Genomic DNA, 19,353 nt, shown 5'->3' with positions numbered 1-19,353 from the left:
CGCGGCGCGGGCGAGGCGGTTCACCGCACGGGGCCGAACGCGGCGACGTAGAGGGCGGCGGCGGCGACCCTCGGGCTCAGCGCCGGGTCGCCGGTCAGACCGAGACGCTCGAAGATGCGGCTGATCGATCGCTCGACCGCGCGTACGGATGTCTGCGATCGGGCGGCGATCTCGTCGTTGGACCAGCCGCGCGCCACCATCGAGAGCGTCTCGAGTTGATGCCGGGTCAGCCTGCTCAGCGAGTCCTCGCCGTCGCGGCTCGCGGGACCGACGGGAGATTGGGTCGACATGACCGCCTCGACGGCGTCGACGAGCTCGGCGGTGGAGGCGAGAGCGAGCTTGGAGACGAACACCGCTCCCGACACGCCCATCGCGGTCGCGCCCGCCGCGGCGCGCGGATAGCTGCTGAGGAAGACGACTCCGAGGTGGGGCGCGAGCGCCACGAGCCCGGCTGCCAGTTCGGCGCCGGACGGGCGGGAACCGAGGTCGATGTCGGCGAGGAGCACGTCGGGATCGAACTCGGCGAACAGGCGTGTCGCCTCGGCCGCGCTCTCGGCTCCGCGGGTCTCGAACCCGTGCTGGTTCAGCGTCTCGCAGACGAGGAGTCGCATGGCGGCCTGGTCCTCGACGACGAGCACGCGTCGCACCCATCTGCCGGTCACATCCACACCATAGGTGATCGATGTTCGATCGCCGGCGCCGGTCTCACGCCCGGGCCCGTCCCGCCCGGGCGCGCTCCTTGATCGCCTCAATGACGGCGGTCTTCGCGTCCGCGTAGGCGTTCATGTCGTCCCACGTGCGCTGCATGAGCTCGCGCTTGATCCGCTCGTAGAGCGCACGATCGGCCGCATCCGTTCGCAGCCGGTCACGCAGCAGGAGGTACTCGTCCACGGCGCGGGCGTGCTGCTCGTAGACGTGCACGTGAACGTCCCGCTCCGGTGTGCGCACCAGGCGGTGACCGGGCTCCCGCACGCGCAGCTCGTACCCGGCCGCCAGAAGCGCGTCGAGGTAGTCCTCTTCCGCGGTGATGTCCTCGACGGTGACGAGGACATCGATGATGGGCTTCGCGGCGAGACCCGGCACGGACGTCGAGCCGATGTGCGTGATCTCGACGTGCTGGTCGGCGAGTGCCAGACGGATGCGGTCGCGATGCTCCGCGAACGCAAGGGGCCAGCTCGGGTCGTAGTCGCGGATGCCGACGGTCACCGCTTCCGGTCCGCCGACCAGTTCGAGGGAGGTGACGTCGGGACGGCGGCGAGCGGGCATGCTTCATCATCGCGCGTCGCAGGCCGCACCGCGTGGGATCTATGCGCGGGAGACGGCACCGAGCTCCGCGGCGTCGCCGCGCAGCGCGCGCTTCGACGTGAAGCGCCACCCGAGCGGAACGGCGATCGTTGCCGCGATCCACATCGCCACGGCGGGTGCAGACACCGCGTTCATCCCATCGCCCGAAAGATCGGACCAGGGCGCCGTGAAGGCGACGGTGGTGGTACCGATGCCGATCACCGCGCCGAAGACGGTGAAAGCAACGAGGTGAAGGGGCACCGAGGCGGCGGTGCGCAGCATCCATCCCAGACCGTACGCCAGGGGTGAACCGACGAGGAGCGCGGCGAGCGACCACGGCACTGCGTAGATGAGCGCGATCAGCGCACCCGAGTACAACATCGCCGCCGATGCGAGCGTCGAGAGCAGGAGGAACCACAGCCACGCCATGCAGGCCCCTCGCGCGAACTCGCGGAACGTGAACGCCATCGGTGCGGCGTTCGTTCGCGGCGACGGTCTCGTGGGTGATGCGCTCACGGTCCGAACATAGCAACGCGTCACCTGACCCTGGCCTCACGCCCCCGCATCCGTGACACTGGGCAGATGCGCACCCTCCGCACCCAGGTCTGCATCGCCGGGGGAGGTCCGGCAGGCATCATGCTCGGGCTGCTCCTCGCCCGAGCCGGTGTCGAGGTCGTCGTGCTGGAGAAGCACGCCGACTTCTTCCGCGACTTCCGCGGTGACACCGTGCATCCCTCGACGCTCGACATCATCGACGCGCTCGGACTGCGCGAGAGCTTCGACGCCATCGAACACCGCCCGCTCGACGCCCTCGACGCCGTGGTGAACGGCGTGCGGGTGCACGCGATCGACTTCCGCACCCTGCGCGGTGCGAACCGCATCCTGACGCTCATGCCGCAATGGGATCTGCTCGACCTCCTCGCCGATGCCGCCCGCAGCGAGCCGAGCTTCACGCTGGTGATGGGCGCCGACGTCACGGACGTCCTACGCGCCGGCTCGCGCGTGAGCGGCGTGCAGGCCACGACAGACGCCGGCACCCTCCGCGTCGATGCGGCGCTCGTGGTCGCCGCCGACGGACGCGGCTCGACTCTGCGCGAGGCCGTCGGTGTGGTGCCGGCAGTGACGGGCGTCGGTATCGACGTGCTGTGGTTCCGCGTGCCCGAACCTGCGACACGCGTACCCGACACGCTCGCGTGGCTCTCCGGCAGCGGCATGCTCATCACGATTCCGCGGCCGGGGTACTTCCAGTGCGGGCTCGTGGTCGGCAAGGGCACGTTCGGTGCGATCCGCGAGGACGGCATCGATGCGTTCCGGATGCGGGTGGCACGGGCCGCGCCACCGATCGCGTCCGAGCTGGGTGCCGTCGCCTCCTTCGACGACGTCAAACTGCTCTCGGTCGAGATCAACCATCTGCGGCGCTGGTGGCAGCCCGGCCTGCTGTTCATCGGTGATGCGGCACACGCCATGTCGCCCGCGTTCGGCGTCGGCATCAACTATGCGATCCAGGATGCGGTCGCCGCCGCGCGCCTTCTCGTTCCCGCACTCGGCGACGGGCCCGCCGCCATCGACCGGGCATGTGCCGCGCTGCAGCGTCGCAGAGCCTTGCCCACTCGCGCGATGCAGCGGATCCAGCAGGTCGTGCACCGCGCGATCGGACGCCCGCGCGCCCGCATCCTGCACAATCCGCCGACGCGCTCGGAGCGGATCGTGCTGCGGGTCGCGATCCCGATCGCGCGGCGTCTGCTCCCGCGTCTGGTCGGCTACGGGTTCCGGCCCGAGCGCATCGAGTCAGGTGATCGTCCTACGCTGGCTGCGTGACTGACGAGTACCGTTCCCGGCTGCGCCCACTGCTCGCGGCCGAGTCCGAGCGCGCGGCCGACGTGTTGCAGCGGATGGCCGATGCGACCGAGAGCCGCCACGACATCGTGATCGAGGTGTTCCTCGAGCAGGATGCGGAGGGCCCCTTCACGATCATGGCCCGCTTCGACGGGCCGGATCACTTCGCTCTCGATCGGCGCTTCGACGACGAGCGCGGCGTGTTCGACGTCGTCTGGGGCGAGACGGGGTGGGAGCCCGATGTGCCCGAGCGGCCGGACGCGTGGACGTTCGACGACCTCGAAGAGGTGCTCGTGGAGCTGGCCGCCGAGTGGCTCGCCCCGCTCATCCCCGCGGAGCCTGCGCGCGTCCGCTGGGAGGTCGCCTCGCCCGACGGCGGAACCGACAGCATCCCGTTGGAACCGCGCCGAGCGAGGAGCTGACCGATGACGATCGACGCCCTCATCCCTCGCGTCCGCATCCCCTTGGCGGGCGCATACGAGATCGACACCGACCGCGAGCGCATCGACCTGGAGCGCGTGCACCGGTGGCTGTCGACCGACGCGTTCTGGGCGCTGGGACGCTCGTTCGATGTGGTGCAGCGCGCGGCGGCCGCATCCGTCAACTTCGGTGTCTACGACCCTGCGGGTGCTCAGGTGGGCTACGCCCGCGTGGTGACCGACGGAGTCACCTTCGGATGGCTGTGCGACGTGTACGTCGCACCCGAGGTGCGCGGACTCGGGCTGGGGAAGGCGTTGGCCGCAGCGGTGGTCGATGCGACGCGCCCGCTCGGTCTGAAACGCCTCATGCTCTCGACCCTCGACGCGCACGAGCTCTACGCCCGCGTGGGCTTCGCACCGTTCCCCGACCCCGACCGGCTCATGGTCATCGGCGCCTCATGACGGGGGAGGAGCTCACGCCGACCAGCCGCCGGAGTGCCGCGCACTACATCTGGGGCGAGGTGTCCGAGGGATGGCGCCTCGTCGACGGGCCCGACCTGTCGGTCATCGAAGAACGGGTGCCGGCGGGGGCGGGGGAGCAGTGGCACGTCCACGACACCGCGCGGCAGTTCTTCTACGTCCTCGAGGGTCGCGCGGAGCTGCACACAGCGAATGGAGTGGTCGAGTTCTCGGCGGGCGAGGGCGTCGAGGTTCCGGCCGGCGTGGCGCATCGCTTCGCGAACCCGGGGCCGACCGACGTGCGATTCCTGGTCGTGAGCGCACCGTCGACGCGGGGGGATCGCCGCCCGGTCGATGCGCCCTGACGCGGTGATCCTAGGATGGCGCGCGTGACCGTCGACACCGCCCCGTTGACCGCCCGGATCGATCGCCGACGGCTCCGGGACTACCGGCGCTTGCTTCCATCAGCCGTTCGTCCACGGTTGGCCGGCATCCTCGCGCGGGTCGTGGTTCTCATCGTCTTCCCGCTGGCACTGCTGGCGATGTGGATGGTGATCATCGACGGGACGTTCTTCGCCAACGGGGACTGGGCGCTGATCGCGATCCTCTTCCCGCTCGCGATACCGCCGGTGATCGGCGTCGTACTGCTCGTGCAGGCGATCCGGCGCCGATCGGGCGTCCGTCCGTACCGACTGAACGGCTTCGCGATCGCCAACGGGTTCACCTATCAGCCGTACTCGCCGGCCCCACCCCTGCCGGGGATGATCTTCACACGCCCGGGTCAGTCATCCGCGTTCGTCACCGACATCCTTCGGCGGCGCGAGGGGTATGCGCTGGAGATCGGGAATCACACGTGCACGACGGGCTCGGGGAGAAGCACGACCACCTATCGATGGGGTTATGCAGCGATGCGGCTTCCCGTCGCGTTGCCGCATATCGTGCTCGACGCGCACGGCAACAACACGATCGGTCGGCCGAGGCTGCCCATCGCCTTCGCGAAGAACCAGCGATTGTCGCTCGAAGGCGACTTCGACCGCTACTTCACCCTCTACTGCCCGGAAGGATATGAGAGGGATGCGCTGTATCTCTTCTCGCCCGACACGATGGCGGTCTTCGTCGACGAGGCCGCACGCCTCGATGTCGAACTCGTCGACGACTACCTGTTCCTCTACTTCCCGGGCCAACTGGCGACACTCGATTCGGCGATGTGGGAACGGCTCCTGGCCACCGTGGACGCCCTCTCGGAGCGGTTGCTGCGGTGGGAGCGCTGGCGGGACGATCGCCGACAGCGCTCGACCGACGTCTCGGGCGGGATCCTCATGGGGCCGGGAAGCGTCCTCGGCGTTGCGCGGCAGGGACGCCGACTGTCGGTGAAGGAGGACTGGTGGTGGGTCCTCGGCGCTGCATTAGCCGTCTTCGGGTTCGCCAATCTCGTCCATGATCTGATTACCGGGTGGTTCTCCTAGGCCGTGAGCCGACCTGCCGAATCACACGGCCACGGCACGCACGCCACATCCATCCGCCTGGGATGATGCACACGACCCTCTCCGTCGAAAGGACCCGCATGAGCACGCGCTCCGACCTCTCCTCCGTCCGTCGCGCAGGCGGCTTCGCCGTCGCCGCCGGCACGCTCTTCGCCGCCGTGGGCGCCGCGGCGTGGGCCACGGTCACGAGCCAGCTGCGCGCCGAGAAGATCACCGTGCCGGCGAACGCGCCCGCGCTCGCCGGAGCGCCCGTGCAGGGCCCGGTCAGCGCCTACATCGAGGCGCAGGTCATCAAGGGCAACGCGGAGCGCGGTGCCGGTGGTCGCACCTACGCCGACGTCAGCGCGGCCCTGCAGAAGGTCGAGAAGGGGAGCCAGGAGGAGGCGGACCTGCGCAAGCAGAGCGCCGCCCTGTCTACCGCATCCGCCCTGCGCACCTCGCTGTTCACATCCGTGCTCGCCTACGGCGTGGCAGCCTTCGCCGCGGGCATGGGCGCCCTGCTCGTGGTGGTCGGCGGGCAGCTTCGGCGCGCCGGGCGCTGAGGCGACCGCATTCGCGGCTGGTAAATTCTCCGAGGCGATCACCGCTCTGGCACGTGGTGCCCCGGTTCCCGATCGCCGTCTCGATCCCGCCTTCCGCGAGAGGACTTCCGCATGACGGACACCCAGATCTTCGAGCCCGACGGCCGCGCCATCCCGTTCGCGGTCGAGGGCGACGGCCCCGGCCTGGTCCTGCTGCCGGCGCAGGGCCTGAACATCGGCTACCTCGAGGCCCTCGGGCACTCCGTCGCACAGGAGGACTTCCGCGTCGTCCGCATCGGCACGCGTCGCCCCACGGATGCGGCCGTCTCGCTGCATGAGCTCGCACAGGACGTCGTCGACGTGCTCGATCACCTCGGTATCGACCACGCGTGGATCGGCGGACACGCCTTCGGCGGCACCGTCGCGCGCCTCGTCGCGATCGACCACCACGACCGCGTGAACGGCGTCCTGCTGCTCGGGGTCGAGGGGGCGGCCGGCTCCGACGAGCTCGACCTCTCCGACGCCCCGGAGGAGCTTCGCGATGCCGAGGTCGACGGCCTGCAGCGCGCCGCCCGCGAGGCGCTCGGTGAGCTCCCCGCGCTGGCGGACGGCGTTCCGGTGCTCGTGGTGCAGGGCGCGGACGACCGCATCACGCCCCCGTCGAACGGCGAAGACCTGCGCGCCTCGGCACCCGAGCTGGTGAGCGTCGTGAACGTCGACGGCGGCAAGCACCTCTTCCCGGCGACCCACACCGGTGCCGTGTCGTGGGCGATCGAGGACTACCTCGACTGGGACTGACCCCCGCATCCTTCGACGAAGGGCCGGCGCGTCTGCGGACGCCCGGCCCTTCGTCGTTCCCACCCTCCCCGTCCCGAGAGCAGGGTCGTCCCGCGGCCGAACTCCTGCAATCCGTGCGTGTGCCGCGCCGCGGTGGCGGCCGCATCCGGTTCTGCAGGAGTTCGGGCCATCCGGCCCCGCGACTAATCGACAGATGTAGCGTAAGTATGTCGAAAGGAGTTCCACATGGGACGTGTCAGTGGAAAGGTGGCGCTGATCAGCGGAGGCGCTCGAGGCATGGGAGCCTCGCACGCACGGCTGCTCGTGCAGGAAGGCGCGCAGGTGGTCATCGGTGACCTGCTGGATGCGGAGGGCGAGGCTCTGGTCGCAGATCTCGGCGATGCCGCACGCTACGTGCATCTGGACGTCACGAAGTATGAGGACTGGGAGGCGGCCGTCGCCCTCGCCGAGAGCGCGTTCGGTCGTCTCGACGTCGTCGTCAACAATGCGGGCATCGCGACCTTCGGATCCATCGAGACCTACGAGCTCGCGCAGTGGGATCAGATCATCGCGATCAACCTCACCGGTGTGTTCTACGGGATCAAGGCGGCGATCGAGGCGCTCAAGCGCAGCGGCGCTGGCTCGATCATCAACGTGTCGTCGACGGCCGGACTCCAGGGGTACGAGGCGCTGCCCGGCTACAACGCCGCGAAGTTCGGCGTGCGCGGGCTCACGAAGAACGCGGCGCTCGATCTCGGTCGCTACAACATCCGGGTGAACTCCATCCACCCCGGTGTCATCCGCACGCCGATGACCGACGGTCTCGACACGGCGCAGAACCACGTCGCGCTGCACCGCGTCGGCGAGCCCATCGAGCTGTCGAACCTCGTGCTGTTCCTGGCGAGCGACGAGTCGAGCTTCTCGACCGGCGCCGAGTTCGTCGCCGACGGTGGAGAGACCGCGGGGCTGGCACACTACGAGGCGTGACGATCGATCCTCGGCAAGCCCGCACGAGCGCCGCCCTGCGTGCGGCGCTCGTGCGCTTGCTCGCACACCGGCCTCTCGACACGATCTCGGTCTCCGAGCTCTGCCGTGAGGCCGGCGTGCACCGCACCACGTTCTACAAGCACGCCAAGGACGTCGACCGTTTCGCCGTCGCCACCTTCAGCGCGGACCTCGACGCGCTTGCCGCCGTGAGCCCGGAGAGCGACGATCCCGTCGAGACGGCGGGGGAGTACCTGGTGGCCATGCGCCGCCTGCTGGAGATGCTGGCGGAACAGCGTCCCGTCTACCGGGCCCTGTTCGCCTCATCCGCCCGCGGTGCATTCCGCGCGGCGATCGGCGCGCGGCTGGTCTACCGGGTGCATCTCGCTCTCGAGCACTTCGCCGCATCCGGCGTCGTTGGAGCGCCGCGTATCGCGCGCGACCAGGACGAGGCCGCGGCCTTCATCGCCGGCGCCCTCGTGGGCATCCTCGACGTCTGGACGCAGGAAGACGACACGGATGCGGACGCCGCCGCGTCCCGCGTGCTGCGTCTGATGCCCGGATGGTGGCCCGTCCGCACGTGACCCCGGCCGTCGCGCCAGGCAACAACCCCGTGCGCGCCGGAGCCCGCGGCAGAATGGGCGCATGGTCGCCGCATCCGGGAGCTCCGTCGACGAGGTCGCCGCGGCGCTGTACCGACTACCGCCCGATGCGTTCACCGCCGCCCGTGACGAGCAGGCGGCGAGAGCGGAGGCCGCCGACGCCGCACGGATCAAGGCCCTGCGCAAGCCCGTCGTCGCCGCGTGGGCCGTGAACCTTCTCGTCGCCGACGGGCAGCTGGCCGAGGCGGTCGAACTCGCCGCCGCGCTCCGCGAGGCGCAGGACGATCTGGACGCGGGCGAGCTCCGCCGGCTCGGCACACAACGCCGGCAGCTTGTGGCCTCTCTCGCGAAACGCGCTGTCACCCTCGCCGCGGAGGCGGGGTATCCGCTCGCCGACTCCGCACGCGAGGCCGTCGCACAGACGATCAACGCGGCCGTCATGGATGCGCGTGCCGCCGCGGCCGTGCTCACGGGCCGCCTGCGCAAGCCGTTGGATGCCGGCGCGCTCGACGACCTCGACGCGGCCGACATCGTGGCGGGCTCGCCTCCCGGCGCTACGGTCGAGCGCCCCTCACCCGATCCGGACGAGCTCGCCGTGCGTCGTGCGCGCAAAGCCGCGGAACGCGCGGTGCGGGATGCGGAGCGTGCCGCCACGGCCGCGGAACGGGAGCGGTCAGCCGCCGAGGCCGCCGAGCGGAAGGCGCGCGAGCACGCCGATCTGGTCCACGAGCGGATCGCCGAGGTGCGCACGCAGCTCGAGCGACTCCGGTCGGACGCGGACGCAGCGGATGCCGAGCTCGCCCGTCGCGAGGATCGGCTGCGGGAGACCGCATCCGCCGCGAAGGCCACCGCGGAGAAGGCCCAGCGCGCCCGCGACGCGGTGCCGGAGTGACGCCTCCGCCTGGGAGAATCGAAGGATGACCGCAACGCTCGTCGCCCATCAGCTCGCCGGCGGCTACGGCCATCGCACCCTGTTCGAGGGCGTCGAGCTGACCGTCGCCCCCGGCGATGTCGTCGGCGTGGTGGGCGCCAACGGCGCCGGCAAATCGACTCTCCTGCGCCTGCTGGCGGGCGTCGACCAGCCGCAGGGCGGCAGCGTCTCGCTCGCACCCGCGGATGCCTTCGTCGGCTGGCTGCCGCAGGAGCACGAGCGCGTGGCGGGCGAGACCGTGTCGGCGTGCATCGCGCGCCGCACGGGCTGCGCCCAGGCGACGGAGCAGATGGATGCGGCCGCCGCCGCCCTCGCCGACCCGGATGCCGTCGGAGCGGACGACGCGTACGCCACGGCCCTCGAGCGTTGGCTCGCGAGCGGCGCGGCCGACCTCGAGGAGCGCGTACCGGCGGTGCTCGCGGACCTCGGGCTCCAGCTCGACGCCGACGCGCTCATGACCTCGCTCTCGGGCGGCCAGGCGGCGCGCGTCGGTCTCGCGGCTCTGCTGCTCAGCCGCTTCGACATCGTGCTGCTGGACGAGCCGACCAACGATCTCGACCTCGACGGCCTCGAGCGGCTCGAGACGTTCGTGCGGGGGCTGCGTGGTGGCGTCGTGCTCGTCAGCCACGACCGGGAGTTCCTCGCGCGCTGTGTGACGCGGGTGCTCGAGCTCGATCTCGCGCAGAACACGAACCGGCTCTACGGGGGCGGTTACGACGCCTACCTCGAGGAACGGGCGACGGTGCGTCGGCATGCGCGCGAGAAGTACGACGAGTTCGCCGACAAGAAGGCGGACCTCGTCGCGCGTGCCCGTACGCAGCGGGAGTGGTCCAGCCAGGGTGTGCGCAACGCCATGAAGAAGGCGCCCGACAACGACAAGATCAAACGCAAGGCGTCGATGGAGTCGAGCGAGAAGCAGGCGCAGAAGGTGCGCCAGATGGAGAGCCGCATCGCCCGACTGGAGGAGGTCGAGGAGCCGCGCAAGGAGTGGCAGCTCGAGTTCACGATCGGTTCGGCGCCGCGATCCAGCACGGTCGTCGCGACCCTGTCGGACGCGGAGTTCCACCAGGGTGACTTCGTTCTCGGCCCGATCTCGCTCCAGGTCAATGCGGGTGAGCGCATCGGCATCACCGGACCCAACGGCGCCGGCAAGTCGACGCTCCTGCGAGGACTGCTCGGTCGTCAGGTGCCGGATGCGGGGCGCGCCGCCCTCGGTGCCAACGTGCAGATCGGCGAGATCGATCAGGCCCGGGCGCTCCTGTCCGGCGCCCGACCGCTCGCCGAGGCCTTCGGCGACCTGGTGCCGGCGATGGCCGCCGCCGAGGTGCGCACGCTGCTCGCGAAGTTCGGTCTGAAGGCCGACCACGTCACTCGGGCTGTGGACGAGCTCTCGCCGGGCGAGCGCACGCGCGCCGGAATGGCGCTGCTGCAGGCGCGGGGCGTGAACCTGCTCGTGCTCGACGAGCCGACGAACCATCTTGATCTTCCCGCGATCGAGCAGCTCGAGCAGGCGCTGGAGTCCTACGAGGGGACACTCCTGCTCGTGACGCACGACCGCCGCATGCTCGCCGCCGTCGACACCGACCGCAACTGGCGCGTCGAGGCCGGGAAGCTCACCGAGCTGTAGCGCGGGAGACGTACCGCGACGCCACGGCACCCGAGCCGTACTCGATCCGCTCGGTGAGCTGCAGATCCAGCGGCGTCGTCAGTCCGTCGAAGAGTCTCGGGCCGTGACCGGCGACACGCGGGTGCACGACGAACTCGTACTCGTCGATGAGGCCCGCCGCGGCGAGCGCGGTGGGGAGCATCACGCCGCCCGTCGCGATGTCCGCATCCCGCTTCAACTCCTGCACGGCGGTGGTCAGGTCGCCGCGCACGAGCTCGGCGTTCCAATCGACCTGCTCCAACGTGCTCGACACGACGTACTTGCGGGCGGCGTCGATCGTGCGTCCGAACGGCTTCATCCAGTCGGGAAGCGCGTCGGATGCGGGCGGTCGCCACGCATCCTGCATCATCTCGTACGTCACACGACCGAACAGCAGGACGTCCGCCCGCGCGATGTACTCCGCCGCGCGCCGGTGAAGCTCCTCATCCGGGATCGCGGAGCGATGATCGACGCACCCGTCGAGCGTGACGTTGATCGAGTAGCGGAGCAGACCCATGGCGTCAGGGTAGGACGGTCGGGCGCGCGCGGCTAGCGCCCCTGACGCTTCTTGTAGGGCTTGGGCTGGCCTTTCACGATGGGGGCGCGGCCCTTCCCCTTCGAGGCCTTCGCCTTCCCGCCGCCGGAGGCCTTCGGCCGTGTCGCCGCGGCGGGCGCGTCGGCGATGCGAGAGCGCGCCTCCTCCAGCAGGAGCGTGCCGGCGGGGGTGAGGCGGGTGGGGGCCTCGCGGATGACGAGCGGCTGGCCGACCTCCTCCTCAAGCTTGTCGACGGCGCTGTAGAGCGCCGGCAGCGGGATCCCCAGCGCCTGCGCCGCGCGTGGGAAGTGCAGATGCTCGGCGAGAGCGACGAACCGCACCAGGTGTTCGAGCTTCATAGGGGCCTTCCGATCGCCGACGATCCATTGTCGCAGCAGGTCCTCGTGTGCCGTGTCGGTGGATGCTGCGACGATCGACGCATGCCGATCTTCGATCACCTGGGAATCACCGTCGAGGACGTCCCGAGCGCGACCGTGCAGTTCGATCCGATCATGGCCGCACTCGGCTACACGCGGGCCGATGCCGACACGTCGGTCTCCTGGTGGCGCGACGGTGAGACCGAACTCATCCTCATGCCTCCGCGCGAGACCGGTTCCGGCCCTCACGTGCACGGCCGCGTCGGGTGGCAGCACCTGGCCTTCGCCGTCGACTCGCGCGACGAGGTCGAGCGTCTGCACGGGATCGCCGTCGCGGCGGGCTGGACACCGGTGCGGGCTCCGAAGGAGTACCCGCGGTTCACCCAGCAGTACTACGCGTCGTTCCTCGAAGATGCGAACGGCATCCGCATCGAGTTCATGCACAACCCGTCCGGCGGTGCGGTCTAGCCGGTCGGGAACATCGCTCCGGTGAGCTCCTGAGACACGGCCCAGACGCGTCGGGCGTCGTCGTCGTCACGGAGCGGGCGATAGAGGCGCTGCTCGGCCGGCGCGCCGCCGACACGTCCCGGACCCGACGGGCTGAAGAGGTGACCGCCGACGACATCCGGGGAGGTCGCCGCCAACAGGGCGGGGAGCGCGGCCGACTCCGGGGTCCCCACGAAGAGTCCGCGAGCGGACAGCCACCGGATCAGGCGCACGCCGCCCGTGTCGGCGTCGCGTTCCAGTTCGGGCCGGGCGGCCAGCAGGCTCGTCGGCGCGACACCGGGGTGCGACAGGACGCTCACGATGCCCCAGTCGTGGGTGACGCTCCGCCGCTGCAGTTCGCGGGCGAACAATCCCAGCGCGATCTTCGACTGTCGGTACGAGGTCATCGCGTCGTAGCTGCGCTCTGCGTTCAGATCGTCCCAGCGGATGCGGCCGCTCGCCGCGGCGACGCTGATCTGCGATACGACCCGCGCCCGTCCTTCGCGCAGCAGCGGCAGCAGTTCCGCGACCAGGGCGACGTGACCGAGGTGGTTGGTGCCCCACTGCGCTTCGAATCCATCCGCGGTGAGCTGCCGCGAGGGTGGCGACATGAGACCGGCGTTGTTGATCAAAAGGTGCAACGGCGCACCCTCGGCTCGGAGCTCCTCGCCGAGCGCGGACACCGATGCGAGCGACGCCAGATCCAGGTCGTGCAGGGTCACGCGGGCGCGCGGCGCGTCGGAGCGGATGCGGGCGGCGGCCGCATCCCCTTTGGTGCGATTGCGGACGGGCAGCACGATCTCGGCACCGGCGCGAGCGAGGCGGGCGGCGATGCGCAGGCCGATGCCGTCGCTGCCGCCGGTCACGAGGGCGCGCCTGCCCGTGAGGTCGGGAACGTCGAGATGGGGGACGGTGGGGGTCATGGGGGCTCCTCGGTCGGGGTGATCCGAGCATCGCGCCCACCGTGGGCGTCATCCAGGACCCCTCGATCCACGTCTCGCATACGCCTGGGGTGGACCGACGGTCCGTGGCTGCGAGCTGCGCATCACGGTAGGAAGGGCGCATGGAGATCGATCGCGAGGCGCTCGCCGCCTTCCTCAGGCGACGGCGCGAGGCATTGCAGCCCGACGACGTGGGGCTCGCTCGCGGGAGCCGCAGGCGTACCGCCGGGCTCCGCCGGGAAGAGGTCGCAGCGCTCTGCCACATGTCGACCGACTACTACGCGCGCCTCGAGCGGGCGACGGGTCCGCATCCGTCGGCGCAGATGGTGGCCGCGATCGCGCAGGGTCTGCACCTCACGCTCGCCGAGCGCGACCACCTCTTCCTCCTGGCGGGCCACCACCCTCCGGTCGCCGGTGTCTCGGGCGAACACGTCAGTCCCGGCATGCTGCGGATCCTCGATCGGCTCACCGACACACCGGCCGAGATCGTCACGGAGCTCGGCGAGACCCTGCGCCAGACGCCGCTCGGTGTCGCCCTCACCGGAGACACGGCATCGCTGGCGGGCTCGGCCCGCAGCATCGGCTACCGCTGGTTCACCGATCCGTCGGCCCGCCGGCTCTACGACCCCGATGAACACGAGTTCCTCTCTCGGCTGTGGGCCTCTGGACTGCGCGAGATCGTGGCCCGTCGCGGTCCTGACTCCCGTGCGTCGCGGATGGTGACCGAGCTCGCTGGGCGGAGCCCGGAGTTCCGCGACGTCTGGTCGCGGGGCGAGGTCGGGGTGCGCCCGCGATCGACGAAGCGCTTCGTTCATCACGAGCTCGGGCCGCTGGAGCTCGAATGTCAGACCTTGCTGGACCCGGCGCAGTCGCACTCCCTCCTCGTATACACGGCTGCGCCGGGGTCGGAGAGCGCGGAGAAGCTGCGGCTTCTGTCCGTCATCGGCGCGGGGGTCTGAGTCGGGACGCGATGTCGGAGGTCCCGCCTAGCGTGAAGGTATGGACGAGGACGACACCTTCGACGACGACCGCCGCATCGCGCGGTCGTGGGAGGCGCCGCCGTCCGGCTTCGATGAGCCCGATCTGATCGACCAGGTCGTGGGCATGGCATCGCTCGTGTCGTCGTTCGCCGCCCAGCGGGCGGTCGCGATCGCCGAGGCGCGGTCGGCGGCACTCGTCGAGTCGGCCTCGCGCGGGGGAGACCGTGGCATCGCCGAGCGCTCGTTCCGGCTCGAGATCTCGCAGGCGCTGCGCGTGACCGAGTCGACGGCCGAGCGATTGGTGTCGCAGGCGGTCGCACTCACCGAGCGTTACGACCGCGTGCTCGATGCACTGGGGCGCGGCGCGATCACCGAGCAGCACGCCCGCATCCTGGTCGACGCGGTGGATGCGGCAGAGGGGCCGCTGCGCGGTGAGCTCGCGACACTCGCGCTCGAACTCGCCGAGCGGATGCCGGTCGGGCACTTCCGCTCGGCGGTCCGCGCGCTCGTCGACCGCGCGAGGGCGGTTTCGCTCGAGCAGCGCCATGACGACGCGGCACGGATGCGGCGCGTCTCGGTCGATGCGGACAGCGACGGCATGGCGTGGCTGTCCGCTTACCTGCCGGCGGTCGAGGCTCGGGCGATCTTCCACCGGCTCACCGCGATGGGCACTGCTCTCCTGGCAGCCGAGCGGGCGGAGATCGCCGGCGGCGATCTCGCCGAGACCAGCGTCGGTGACGAGATCGAGGAGATCGACGGGGCGCTCGCCTCGCGAACGCTCGATCAGGTGCGTGCCGATCTGCTCGGCGACCTGCTGGCCGACGGAGAGGTGAGCGATCATCCCGAGGCGGTGCGCGGCGTGCGCGCCACGGTCGCCGTCACCGTGCCGGTGCTGTCGTTGCTCGACGACGACGCCGCGGTGAGCGCGCCGGCCGAGCTCGACGGCGTCGGGCCCATCCCGATCCGCACCGCGCGAACCCTCTGCGGAGCCGCGGACGGCTGGATGCGAGTGCTCACCCACCCGGAGACCGGCGTCGTGCTGTCCGTGGGGCGCACGCGGTATCGCCCGCCCGCTGACCTGCAACGCCTCGTGCGGTGGCGGGCAGGACGCTGCACCGCGCCTGGATGCCGAATGGCCGCCGCTCGCTGCGAGATCGATCACACCGTGGCGTGGGAGCACGGCGGCGAGACGCGCGCCGACAACCTCACCCCGCTGTGCAAGGGGCACCACACCGTCAAGCACCACGGTGGCTGGCAGACACGACAACACCCCGACGGCGTGATCATCTGGACATCACCGGGAGGTCGTCGCTACCGCGTCGAACCGGAACGACGAACACCCCGCTTCGTCCCCGCATCCGTGGGGAGGGTGTCCGGCGCGCCCGAGGGCGAGGCACCGCCGTTCTGAGCGGTTCGGCTCGCGCGGATCAGAGATCCGAGAAGTCGTTGGCGGGTGCCTGGAGCTCGCGCACCGTATCGCCGTCGAGGCCGAGCATCACGAACTGGATGCCGACGGATCCGGGGTTGACCAGCGACTGAGTCCCGGTGATCTCCACGGAACCGAGATCGAGCCAGTCCGCGACGCCGTCGCCGTTCTGGTCGTAGCCGTCGCGGGCTCCCGCATCCACCGCGTCCGCTCGCGTCGAGCCGACCGCGATGCCCTCCTGCGTCGTCACGGGGACGCCGTGGAAGGTCGCGGTCTCGACCGTGATGCTGGCTCGGCCGTCAGAGCCCGACAGGAGGGAGATCCCGCCGTAGTCGTAGCGCGTCATCTGCATGTCGTATCCGGGAGGGCCATCGACCGTCGCCTGCTTCGGATCCTGATCGCTGATCGAGCGCAGGAGGTCCTGCAGCTGCTGCGACTCGGTGTACGAGACGACGGTGGTGTCGCCGTCGTGGGCGTAGGCGACGGCCTGGATGCCGACGATGAGCCGGTTGTCCGAGGGGGATGGCGCGGTCGCCGTCGTCGTCTCGCTCGGAGCGGGTGCGGCGGTCGGAGCGGTGGCGGTGCAGGCGGCGAGCAGTGCTGCGGCAGCGGCGAGCGAGAGGACGGCGAGCGAGCGTCTCATGTCGTCCACGCTAGCCGGACGCTCACCGCGTAGAACGGGAATCGGCGGCTTGTGTCTCACTGGGAGTCTTCTGAGGACAGCGACATCCCTGCCGTGAACGATATATCGTGAAATATCGTTCACGATCTGAGGAGGTCACGATGAGCAATCCATTCGCGGGTGCAGGATTCGGTGGCGGGCTGCCGGGAAGTCTCTGGGACGCCATGGAGCAGATGCGGTCCTCGGTCGACAAGCGCGTCGGCTTCCGGGTCGGCCGCGGCGATGTCCGCGCCGCCGTCCTGCTTCTCCTCGCAGAGCAGCCGATGCACGGCTACCAGATCATCAGTGAGATCGCCGAGCGCAGCGGCGGTGCGTGGAAGCCCAGCGCCGGCTCCGTGTATCCGACGCTGCAGCTGCTGGCCGACGAGGGGCTGATCGTCGCCGAGGAAGCGGGCGGGCGCAAGACGTATTCGCTCACCGAAGCGGGTGCCGCCGAGGCGGAGGAGGCCGCCGAGTCCGACGCTCCCTGGGAGGCGCCGGGCATGCGCGACAGCGGGCGCATGACGGCGCTGCCGAAGGCCGGCATGGAGCTCGCACAGGTCGTCGCTCAGGTCGCCCGCACCGGGTCGCCGGAGCAGGTGCAGGCGGCGGTCGACGCGCTCGGCGAGACGCGTCGACGCCTGTACGCGATCCTCGCCGAGGACTGAACCCGGTGCCGCCGGCAGGTGACGGCGGAGCGGACCCGGTCGTGACCGATACTCGGGCACGCTACAACCGGATCATCCGCTTCGCCGCGCGCGCCCTCGTCCAGGTGTGGTGGTTCGAACTCGTCCTGCCACGCCTGGGCCTGACGCGTCTCGCGATGAGACGGCAGCCGCAGCGGATGACGCGGCTGGCTCGTCGGTTCCACGCACTCGCGCTCGAGCTCGGCGGCCTCATGATCAAGGTCGGACAGTTCCTGTCCTCCCGCCTCGACGTGCTGCCTCCCGAGATCACGAAGGAGCTCGAGGGCCTGCAGGACGAGGTACCCCCTCTCCCGTTCGCGGCGATCCGCGCCGCCGCAGAGGCGGAGCTGGGGATGCCGCTCGAACGCGCGTACGCGCGCTTCGAACCGGCACCCGTCGCCGCAGCCTCCCTCGGACAGGCGCATCGTGCGCGCCTGCACGACACCCTCGCGCAAGACGTCGGGTTCGCCGAGGTCGTGGTGAAGGTGCAGCGTCCCGGCATCGACGACATCGTGGCGGTCGACCTCGCTGCGCTTCGCCGCGTGGGCGGCTGGCTGCGCCGCATCCGCGTCGTGTCGGCGCGTGTCGACGCGCCGGCGCTGGTCGAGGAGTTCGCTGCCACCAGCCTCGCCGAGACCGACTACCTCCACGAAGCGGCGTGGGCGGAGCGCTTCGCCGCCGACGTCGCCGAGGATCCGCGCGTCGACGCCCCCGTCGTGGTGTGGGAGCGCGTCACGCGCCGGGTGCTCACGCTGGCGGACGTCACCGCCATCAAGATCTCGGATGCGGACGCCCTCCGCGCGGCGGGCATCGATCCGGCAGCGGTGGCGACCCTGTTCGCCCGCGTCATGTTCGACCAGCTGTTCCGTCGCGGGTTCTTCCACGCCGACCCCCACCCCGGCAACGTCTTCGTCACACCGGACGCCGCCGTGGAAGGGGGTTTCCGGCTGACGTTCATCGACTTCGGGATGATGGGGGAGGTGCCCGACACCCTGCGCGACGGACTCCGCGGTCTCCTGATCGCCGTCGCCGCGCGCGACAGCAAGCGCCTGGTGGAGGGGATCGGCCGAGTCGGCGTGCTCTTGCCCGACGCGGACACCGTGGAGCTCGAACGCGCCATGAGCACCCTGTTCGCGCGATTCGGCGGCATGGGGTTCGCGGAGCTCCGCGATGTCGATCCGCGCGAGTTCCGGGAGTTCGCCGAGCAGTTCGGCGACGTCACCCGGGAGATGCCGTTCCAATTGCCCGAGAACTTCCTGCTCATCATCCGCTCGATGTCGATCACGTCGGGGGTGTGCAGCACGCTCGACCCGAAGTTCAACGTGTGGGATGCGGTCGAACCCTACGCATCCGAACTCCTGCGGGCCGAGAGCGGCAACCTGATGCGCGACATGCTGGGCGAGGTGGCATCGGTCGCCGCCATCACCGCCGGACTGCCGCGGCGCGCGGACGCACTCATCACGCGTCTCGAGGAGGGACGCCTCACGGTCGACTTCTCGCGTCTCGAACGACGCTTCGCGCGAACCGAGAAGCTGGCGACGCGGGCGGTGAGCGGCGTGATCTTCTCCGGCACCCTCATCGCGGGCGTCCTCCTGCGTCCATCCGACGAGGTGCTCGGCTCGGTCCTCATGCTGCTCTCGCTGCTGCCGCTCGGACACGCCGTGCTGGCCGGTTGGTTCGGCAGGCGCTGAACCGACCACCGCCGGACGCACGATACGGTGGTGGCCATGCCCCGCGCCCGATCTTTCGACGAAGAGCTCTTCCTCGATGCGGTCACCGAACAGTTCTGGGTCAACGGCTATCGGGGGTCCGCTCTGACCGATCTCTCGGCCGCGACCGGGGTGGCCAACGGCAGTCTCTACCAGGCGTACGGCAGCAAGTGGGCGTTGTTCCTGGTGATCTTCCGGCGTTACTGTGCCGGCCGCCTCGACTTCATCGACGCCGCCCTCGCTCCGGGGCGGGACGTGGCGGACACCGTCCGTTCCTACCTCGCCGCCGTGCGCGCCGATTGTGCGGCACACCCCGACCGTCGCGGCTGTCTCATGCTGAACACGATCGCCGAGTTCGGGTCCGACGAGGAGATCGCGCGGATCGTGGCCGGCACGCTCACCCAGATGGAGCAGCGCATGGCCGATGCTCTGGCAGAGGCGGCCGGTCGCGACCGATCCGACGAGGACGTGCTCGCCGCGGCGGCCAACGTCGTCGCGCTGTCCCAGTCACTCATCCAGCTCTGGCGCATCGGCCGCGACGAGGGGGAGCTCGCTCGCATGAGCGAGCAGGTGGCGCTCGCCGCGTCGGGAGTGCTCGCCGCCTGATCGG

At 70.5% G+C, this 19,353-nt stretch carries 24 protein-coding genes; 17 read left to right on the top strand and 7 right to left on the bottom strand.

Annotated features, from left to right (window positions below; all coding sequences use genetic code 11):
• Positions 1-20 precede the first annotated feature (20 nt).
• From EHF32_RS06715 to EHF32_RS06705, 3 genes are read right to left on the bottom strand one after another with little or no spacing between them, the layout of a single operon-like run.
• Positions 21-662, bottom strand: a complete 642-nt coding sequence (locus EHF32_RS06715) for a response regulator (protein ID WP_137417466.1) — start codon at positions 660-662, stop codon at positions 21-23.
• Positions 663-705: 43 nt separating this feature from the next.
• Positions 706-1,266, bottom strand: a complete 561-nt coding sequence (locus EHF32_RS06710; protein WP_137417465.1) for a GrpB family protein — start codon at positions 1,264-1,266, stop codon at positions 706-708.
• Between the two features lie 39 nt (positions 1,267-1,305).
• Positions 1,306-1,800, bottom strand: coding sequence for a hypothetical protein (locus EHF32_RS06705; RefSeq protein WP_137417464.1), 495 nt, complete (start codon positions 1,798-1,800; stop codon positions 1,306-1,308).
• 66 nt (positions 1,801-1,866) lie between these two features.
• On the opposite strand from EHF32_RS06705, the gene EHF32_RS06700 reads away from it, so the two are divergent.
• From EHF32_RS06700 to abc-f, 11 genes are all read left to right on the top strand, one after another.
• Entirely contained in the window at positions 1,867-3,102 is a 1,236-nt protein-coding gene (locus EHF32_RS06700) for an FAD-dependent oxidoreductase (protein WP_137417463.1), read from the top strand.
• Complete coding sequence (locus EHF32_RS06695) at positions 3,099-3,542, top strand: DUF6389 family protein (RefSeq protein ID WP_137417462.1); 444 nt, start codon at positions 3,099-3,101, stop codon at positions 3,540-3,542. The genes EHF32_RS06700 and EHF32_RS06695 overlap by 4 nt, the downstream gene beginning before the upstream one ends.
• Positions 3,543-3,545: 3 nt before the next feature.
• Positions 3,546-4,001, top strand: coding sequence for a GNAT family N-acetyltransferase (locus EHF32_RS06690; protein WP_137417461.1), 456 nt, complete (start codon positions 3,546-3,548; stop codon positions 3,999-4,001).
• Positions 3,998-4,363 (top strand): cupin domain-containing protein, encoded by a 366-nt coding sequence (locus tag EHF32_RS06685; protein WP_137417460.1) that lies wholly within the window; start codon positions 3,998-4,000, stop codon positions 4,361-4,363. Before EHF32_RS06690 ends, EHF32_RS06685 begins: the two co-directional genes overlap by 4 nt.
• 24 nt (positions 4,364-4,387) lie before the next feature.
• The gene (locus EHF32_RS06680) at positions 4,388-5,464 is read left to right on the top strand and encodes a hypothetical protein (protein WP_137417459.1); all 1,077 of its coding nucleotides are present in this window, start codon (positions 4,388-4,390) and stop codon (positions 5,462-5,464) included.
• A 98-nt stretch (positions 5,465-5,562) separates the two neighbouring features.
• Positions 5,563-6,024, top strand: a complete 462-nt coding sequence (locus EHF32_RS06675; protein WP_137417458.1) for an aromatic ring-opening dioxygenase LigA — start codon at positions 5,563-5,565, stop codon at positions 6,022-6,024.
• A gap of 111 nt (positions 6,025-6,135) precedes the next feature.
• A complete protein-coding gene (locus tag EHF32_RS06670; protein WP_137417457.1) occupies positions 6,136-6,801 on the top strand; it encodes an alpha/beta fold hydrolase in 666 nt (221 codons plus the stop codon).
• A gap of 225 nt (positions 6,802-7,026) precedes the next feature.
• Positions 7,027-7,767: an SDR family oxidoreductase gene (locus tag EHF32_RS06665; protein WP_137417456.1), complete on the top strand. Its 741-nt coding sequence runs from the start codon at positions 7,027-7,029 to the stop codon at positions 7,765-7,767.
• Positions 7,764-8,348 (top strand): TetR/AcrR family transcriptional regulator, encoded by a 585-nt coding sequence (locus EHF32_RS06660; protein WP_137417455.1) that lies wholly within the window; start codon positions 7,764-7,766, stop codon positions 8,346-8,348. Before EHF32_RS06665 ends, EHF32_RS06660 begins: the two co-directional genes overlap by 4 nt.
• 61 nt (positions 8,349-8,409) lie before the next feature.
• Positions 8,410-9,258, top strand: coding sequence for a transposase (locus EHF32_RS06655; protein ID WP_137417454.1), 849 nt, complete (start codon positions 8,410-8,412; stop codon positions 9,256-9,258).
• Between the two features lie 25 nt (positions 9,259-9,283).
• Positions 9,284-10,924, top strand: coding sequence for a ribosomal protection-like ABC-F family protein (gene abc-f, locus EHF32_RS06650; RefSeq protein WP_137417453.1), 1,641 nt, complete (start codon positions 9,284-9,286; stop codon positions 10,922-10,924).
• On the opposite strand, the gene EHF32_RS06645 is transcribed toward abc-f, so the two are convergent.
• Entirely contained in the window at positions 10,911-11,459 is a 549-nt protein-coding gene (locus tag EHF32_RS06645) for a dihydrofolate reductase family protein (RefSeq protein WP_137417452.1), read from the bottom strand. The genes abc-f and EHF32_RS06645 overlap by 14 nt on opposite strands.
• A gap of 32 nt (positions 11,460-11,491) precedes the next feature.
• Positions 11,492-11,836, bottom strand: a complete 345-nt coding sequence (locus tag EHF32_RS06640; RefSeq protein WP_137417451.1) for a helix-turn-helix domain-containing protein — start codon at positions 11,834-11,836, stop codon at positions 11,492-11,494.
• Positions 11,837-11,917: 81 nt separating this feature from the next.
• Here EHF32_RS06640 and EHF32_RS06635 point away from each other — a divergent pair, with 81 nt between their 5' ends.
• On the top strand, positions 11,918-12,322 hold the full coding sequence (locus EHF32_RS06635; RefSeq protein ID WP_137417450.1) for a VOC family protein: 405 nt from the start codon (positions 11,918-11,920) through the stop codon (positions 12,320-12,322).
• On the opposite strand, the gene EHF32_RS06630 is transcribed toward EHF32_RS06635, so the two are convergent.
• Complete coding sequence (locus tag EHF32_RS06630) at positions 12,319-13,263, bottom strand: SDR family oxidoreductase (RefSeq protein ID WP_137417449.1); 945 nt, start codon at positions 13,261-13,263, stop codon at positions 12,319-12,321. The genes EHF32_RS06635 and EHF32_RS06630 overlap by 4 nt on opposite strands.
• Before the next feature lie 140 nt (positions 13,264-13,403).
• On the opposite strand from EHF32_RS06630, the gene EHF32_RS06625 reads away from it, so the two are divergent.
• Together EHF32_RS06625 and EHF32_RS06620 are read left to right on the top strand one after the other, a co-directional pair.
• Positions 13,404-14,240: a helix-turn-helix transcriptional regulator gene (locus EHF32_RS06625; RefSeq protein WP_137417448.1), complete on the top strand. Its 837-nt coding sequence runs from the start codon at positions 13,404-13,406 to the stop codon at positions 14,238-14,240.
• Between the two features lie 40 nt (positions 14,241-14,280).
• Positions 14,281-15,669 carry an HNH endonuclease signature motif containing protein gene (locus EHF32_RS06620; RefSeq protein ID WP_137417447.1) on the top strand — a complete coding sequence of 463 codons (1,389 nt, stop codon included), beginning with the start codon at positions 14,281-14,283 and terminating at the stop codon, positions 15,667-15,669.
• Between the two features lie 19 nt (positions 15,670-15,688).
• Here EHF32_RS06620 and EHF32_RS06615 read toward each other — a convergent pair whose 3' ends face one another.
• Positions 15,689-16,330, bottom strand: coding sequence for a hypothetical protein (locus EHF32_RS06615; RefSeq protein ID WP_137417446.1), 642 nt, complete (start codon positions 16,328-16,330; stop codon positions 15,689-15,691).
• Positions 16,331-16,470: 140 nt separating this feature from the next.
• Here EHF32_RS06615 and EHF32_RS06610 point away from each other — a divergent pair, with 140 nt between their 5' ends.
• From EHF32_RS06610 to EHF32_RS06600, 3 genes are read left to right on the top strand one after another with little or no spacing between them, the layout of a single operon-like run.
• The gene (locus tag EHF32_RS06610; protein WP_137417445.1) at positions 16,471-17,016 is read left to right on the top strand and encodes a PadR family transcriptional regulator; all 546 of its coding nucleotides are present in this window, start codon (positions 16,471-16,473) and stop codon (positions 17,014-17,016) included.
• A 41-nt stretch (positions 17,017-17,057) separates the two neighbouring features.
• Positions 17,058-18,725 carry an ABC1 kinase family protein gene (locus EHF32_RS06605; RefSeq protein WP_238343814.1) on the top strand — a complete coding sequence of 556 codons (1,668 nt, stop codon included), beginning with the start codon at positions 17,058-17,060 and terminating at the stop codon, positions 18,723-18,725.
• A 36-nt stretch (positions 18,726-18,761) separates the two neighbouring features.
• Complete coding sequence (locus EHF32_RS06600; protein ID WP_137417443.1) at positions 18,762-19,349, top strand: TetR/AcrR family transcriptional regulator; 588 nt, start codon at positions 18,762-18,764, stop codon at positions 19,347-19,349.
• The last annotated feature ends 4 nt before the right edge of the window (positions 19,350-19,353 follow it).

Source organism: Microbacterium sp. RG1 (assembly GCF_005347485.1).
Taxonomy (GTDB): domain Bacteria; phylum Actinomycetota; class Actinomycetes; order Actinomycetales; family Microbacteriaceae; genus Microbacterium; species Microbacterium binotii_A.
Note: the sequence above shows the minus strand (reverse complement) of the source record. Positions and strands in the feature narration are given on the sequence as shown.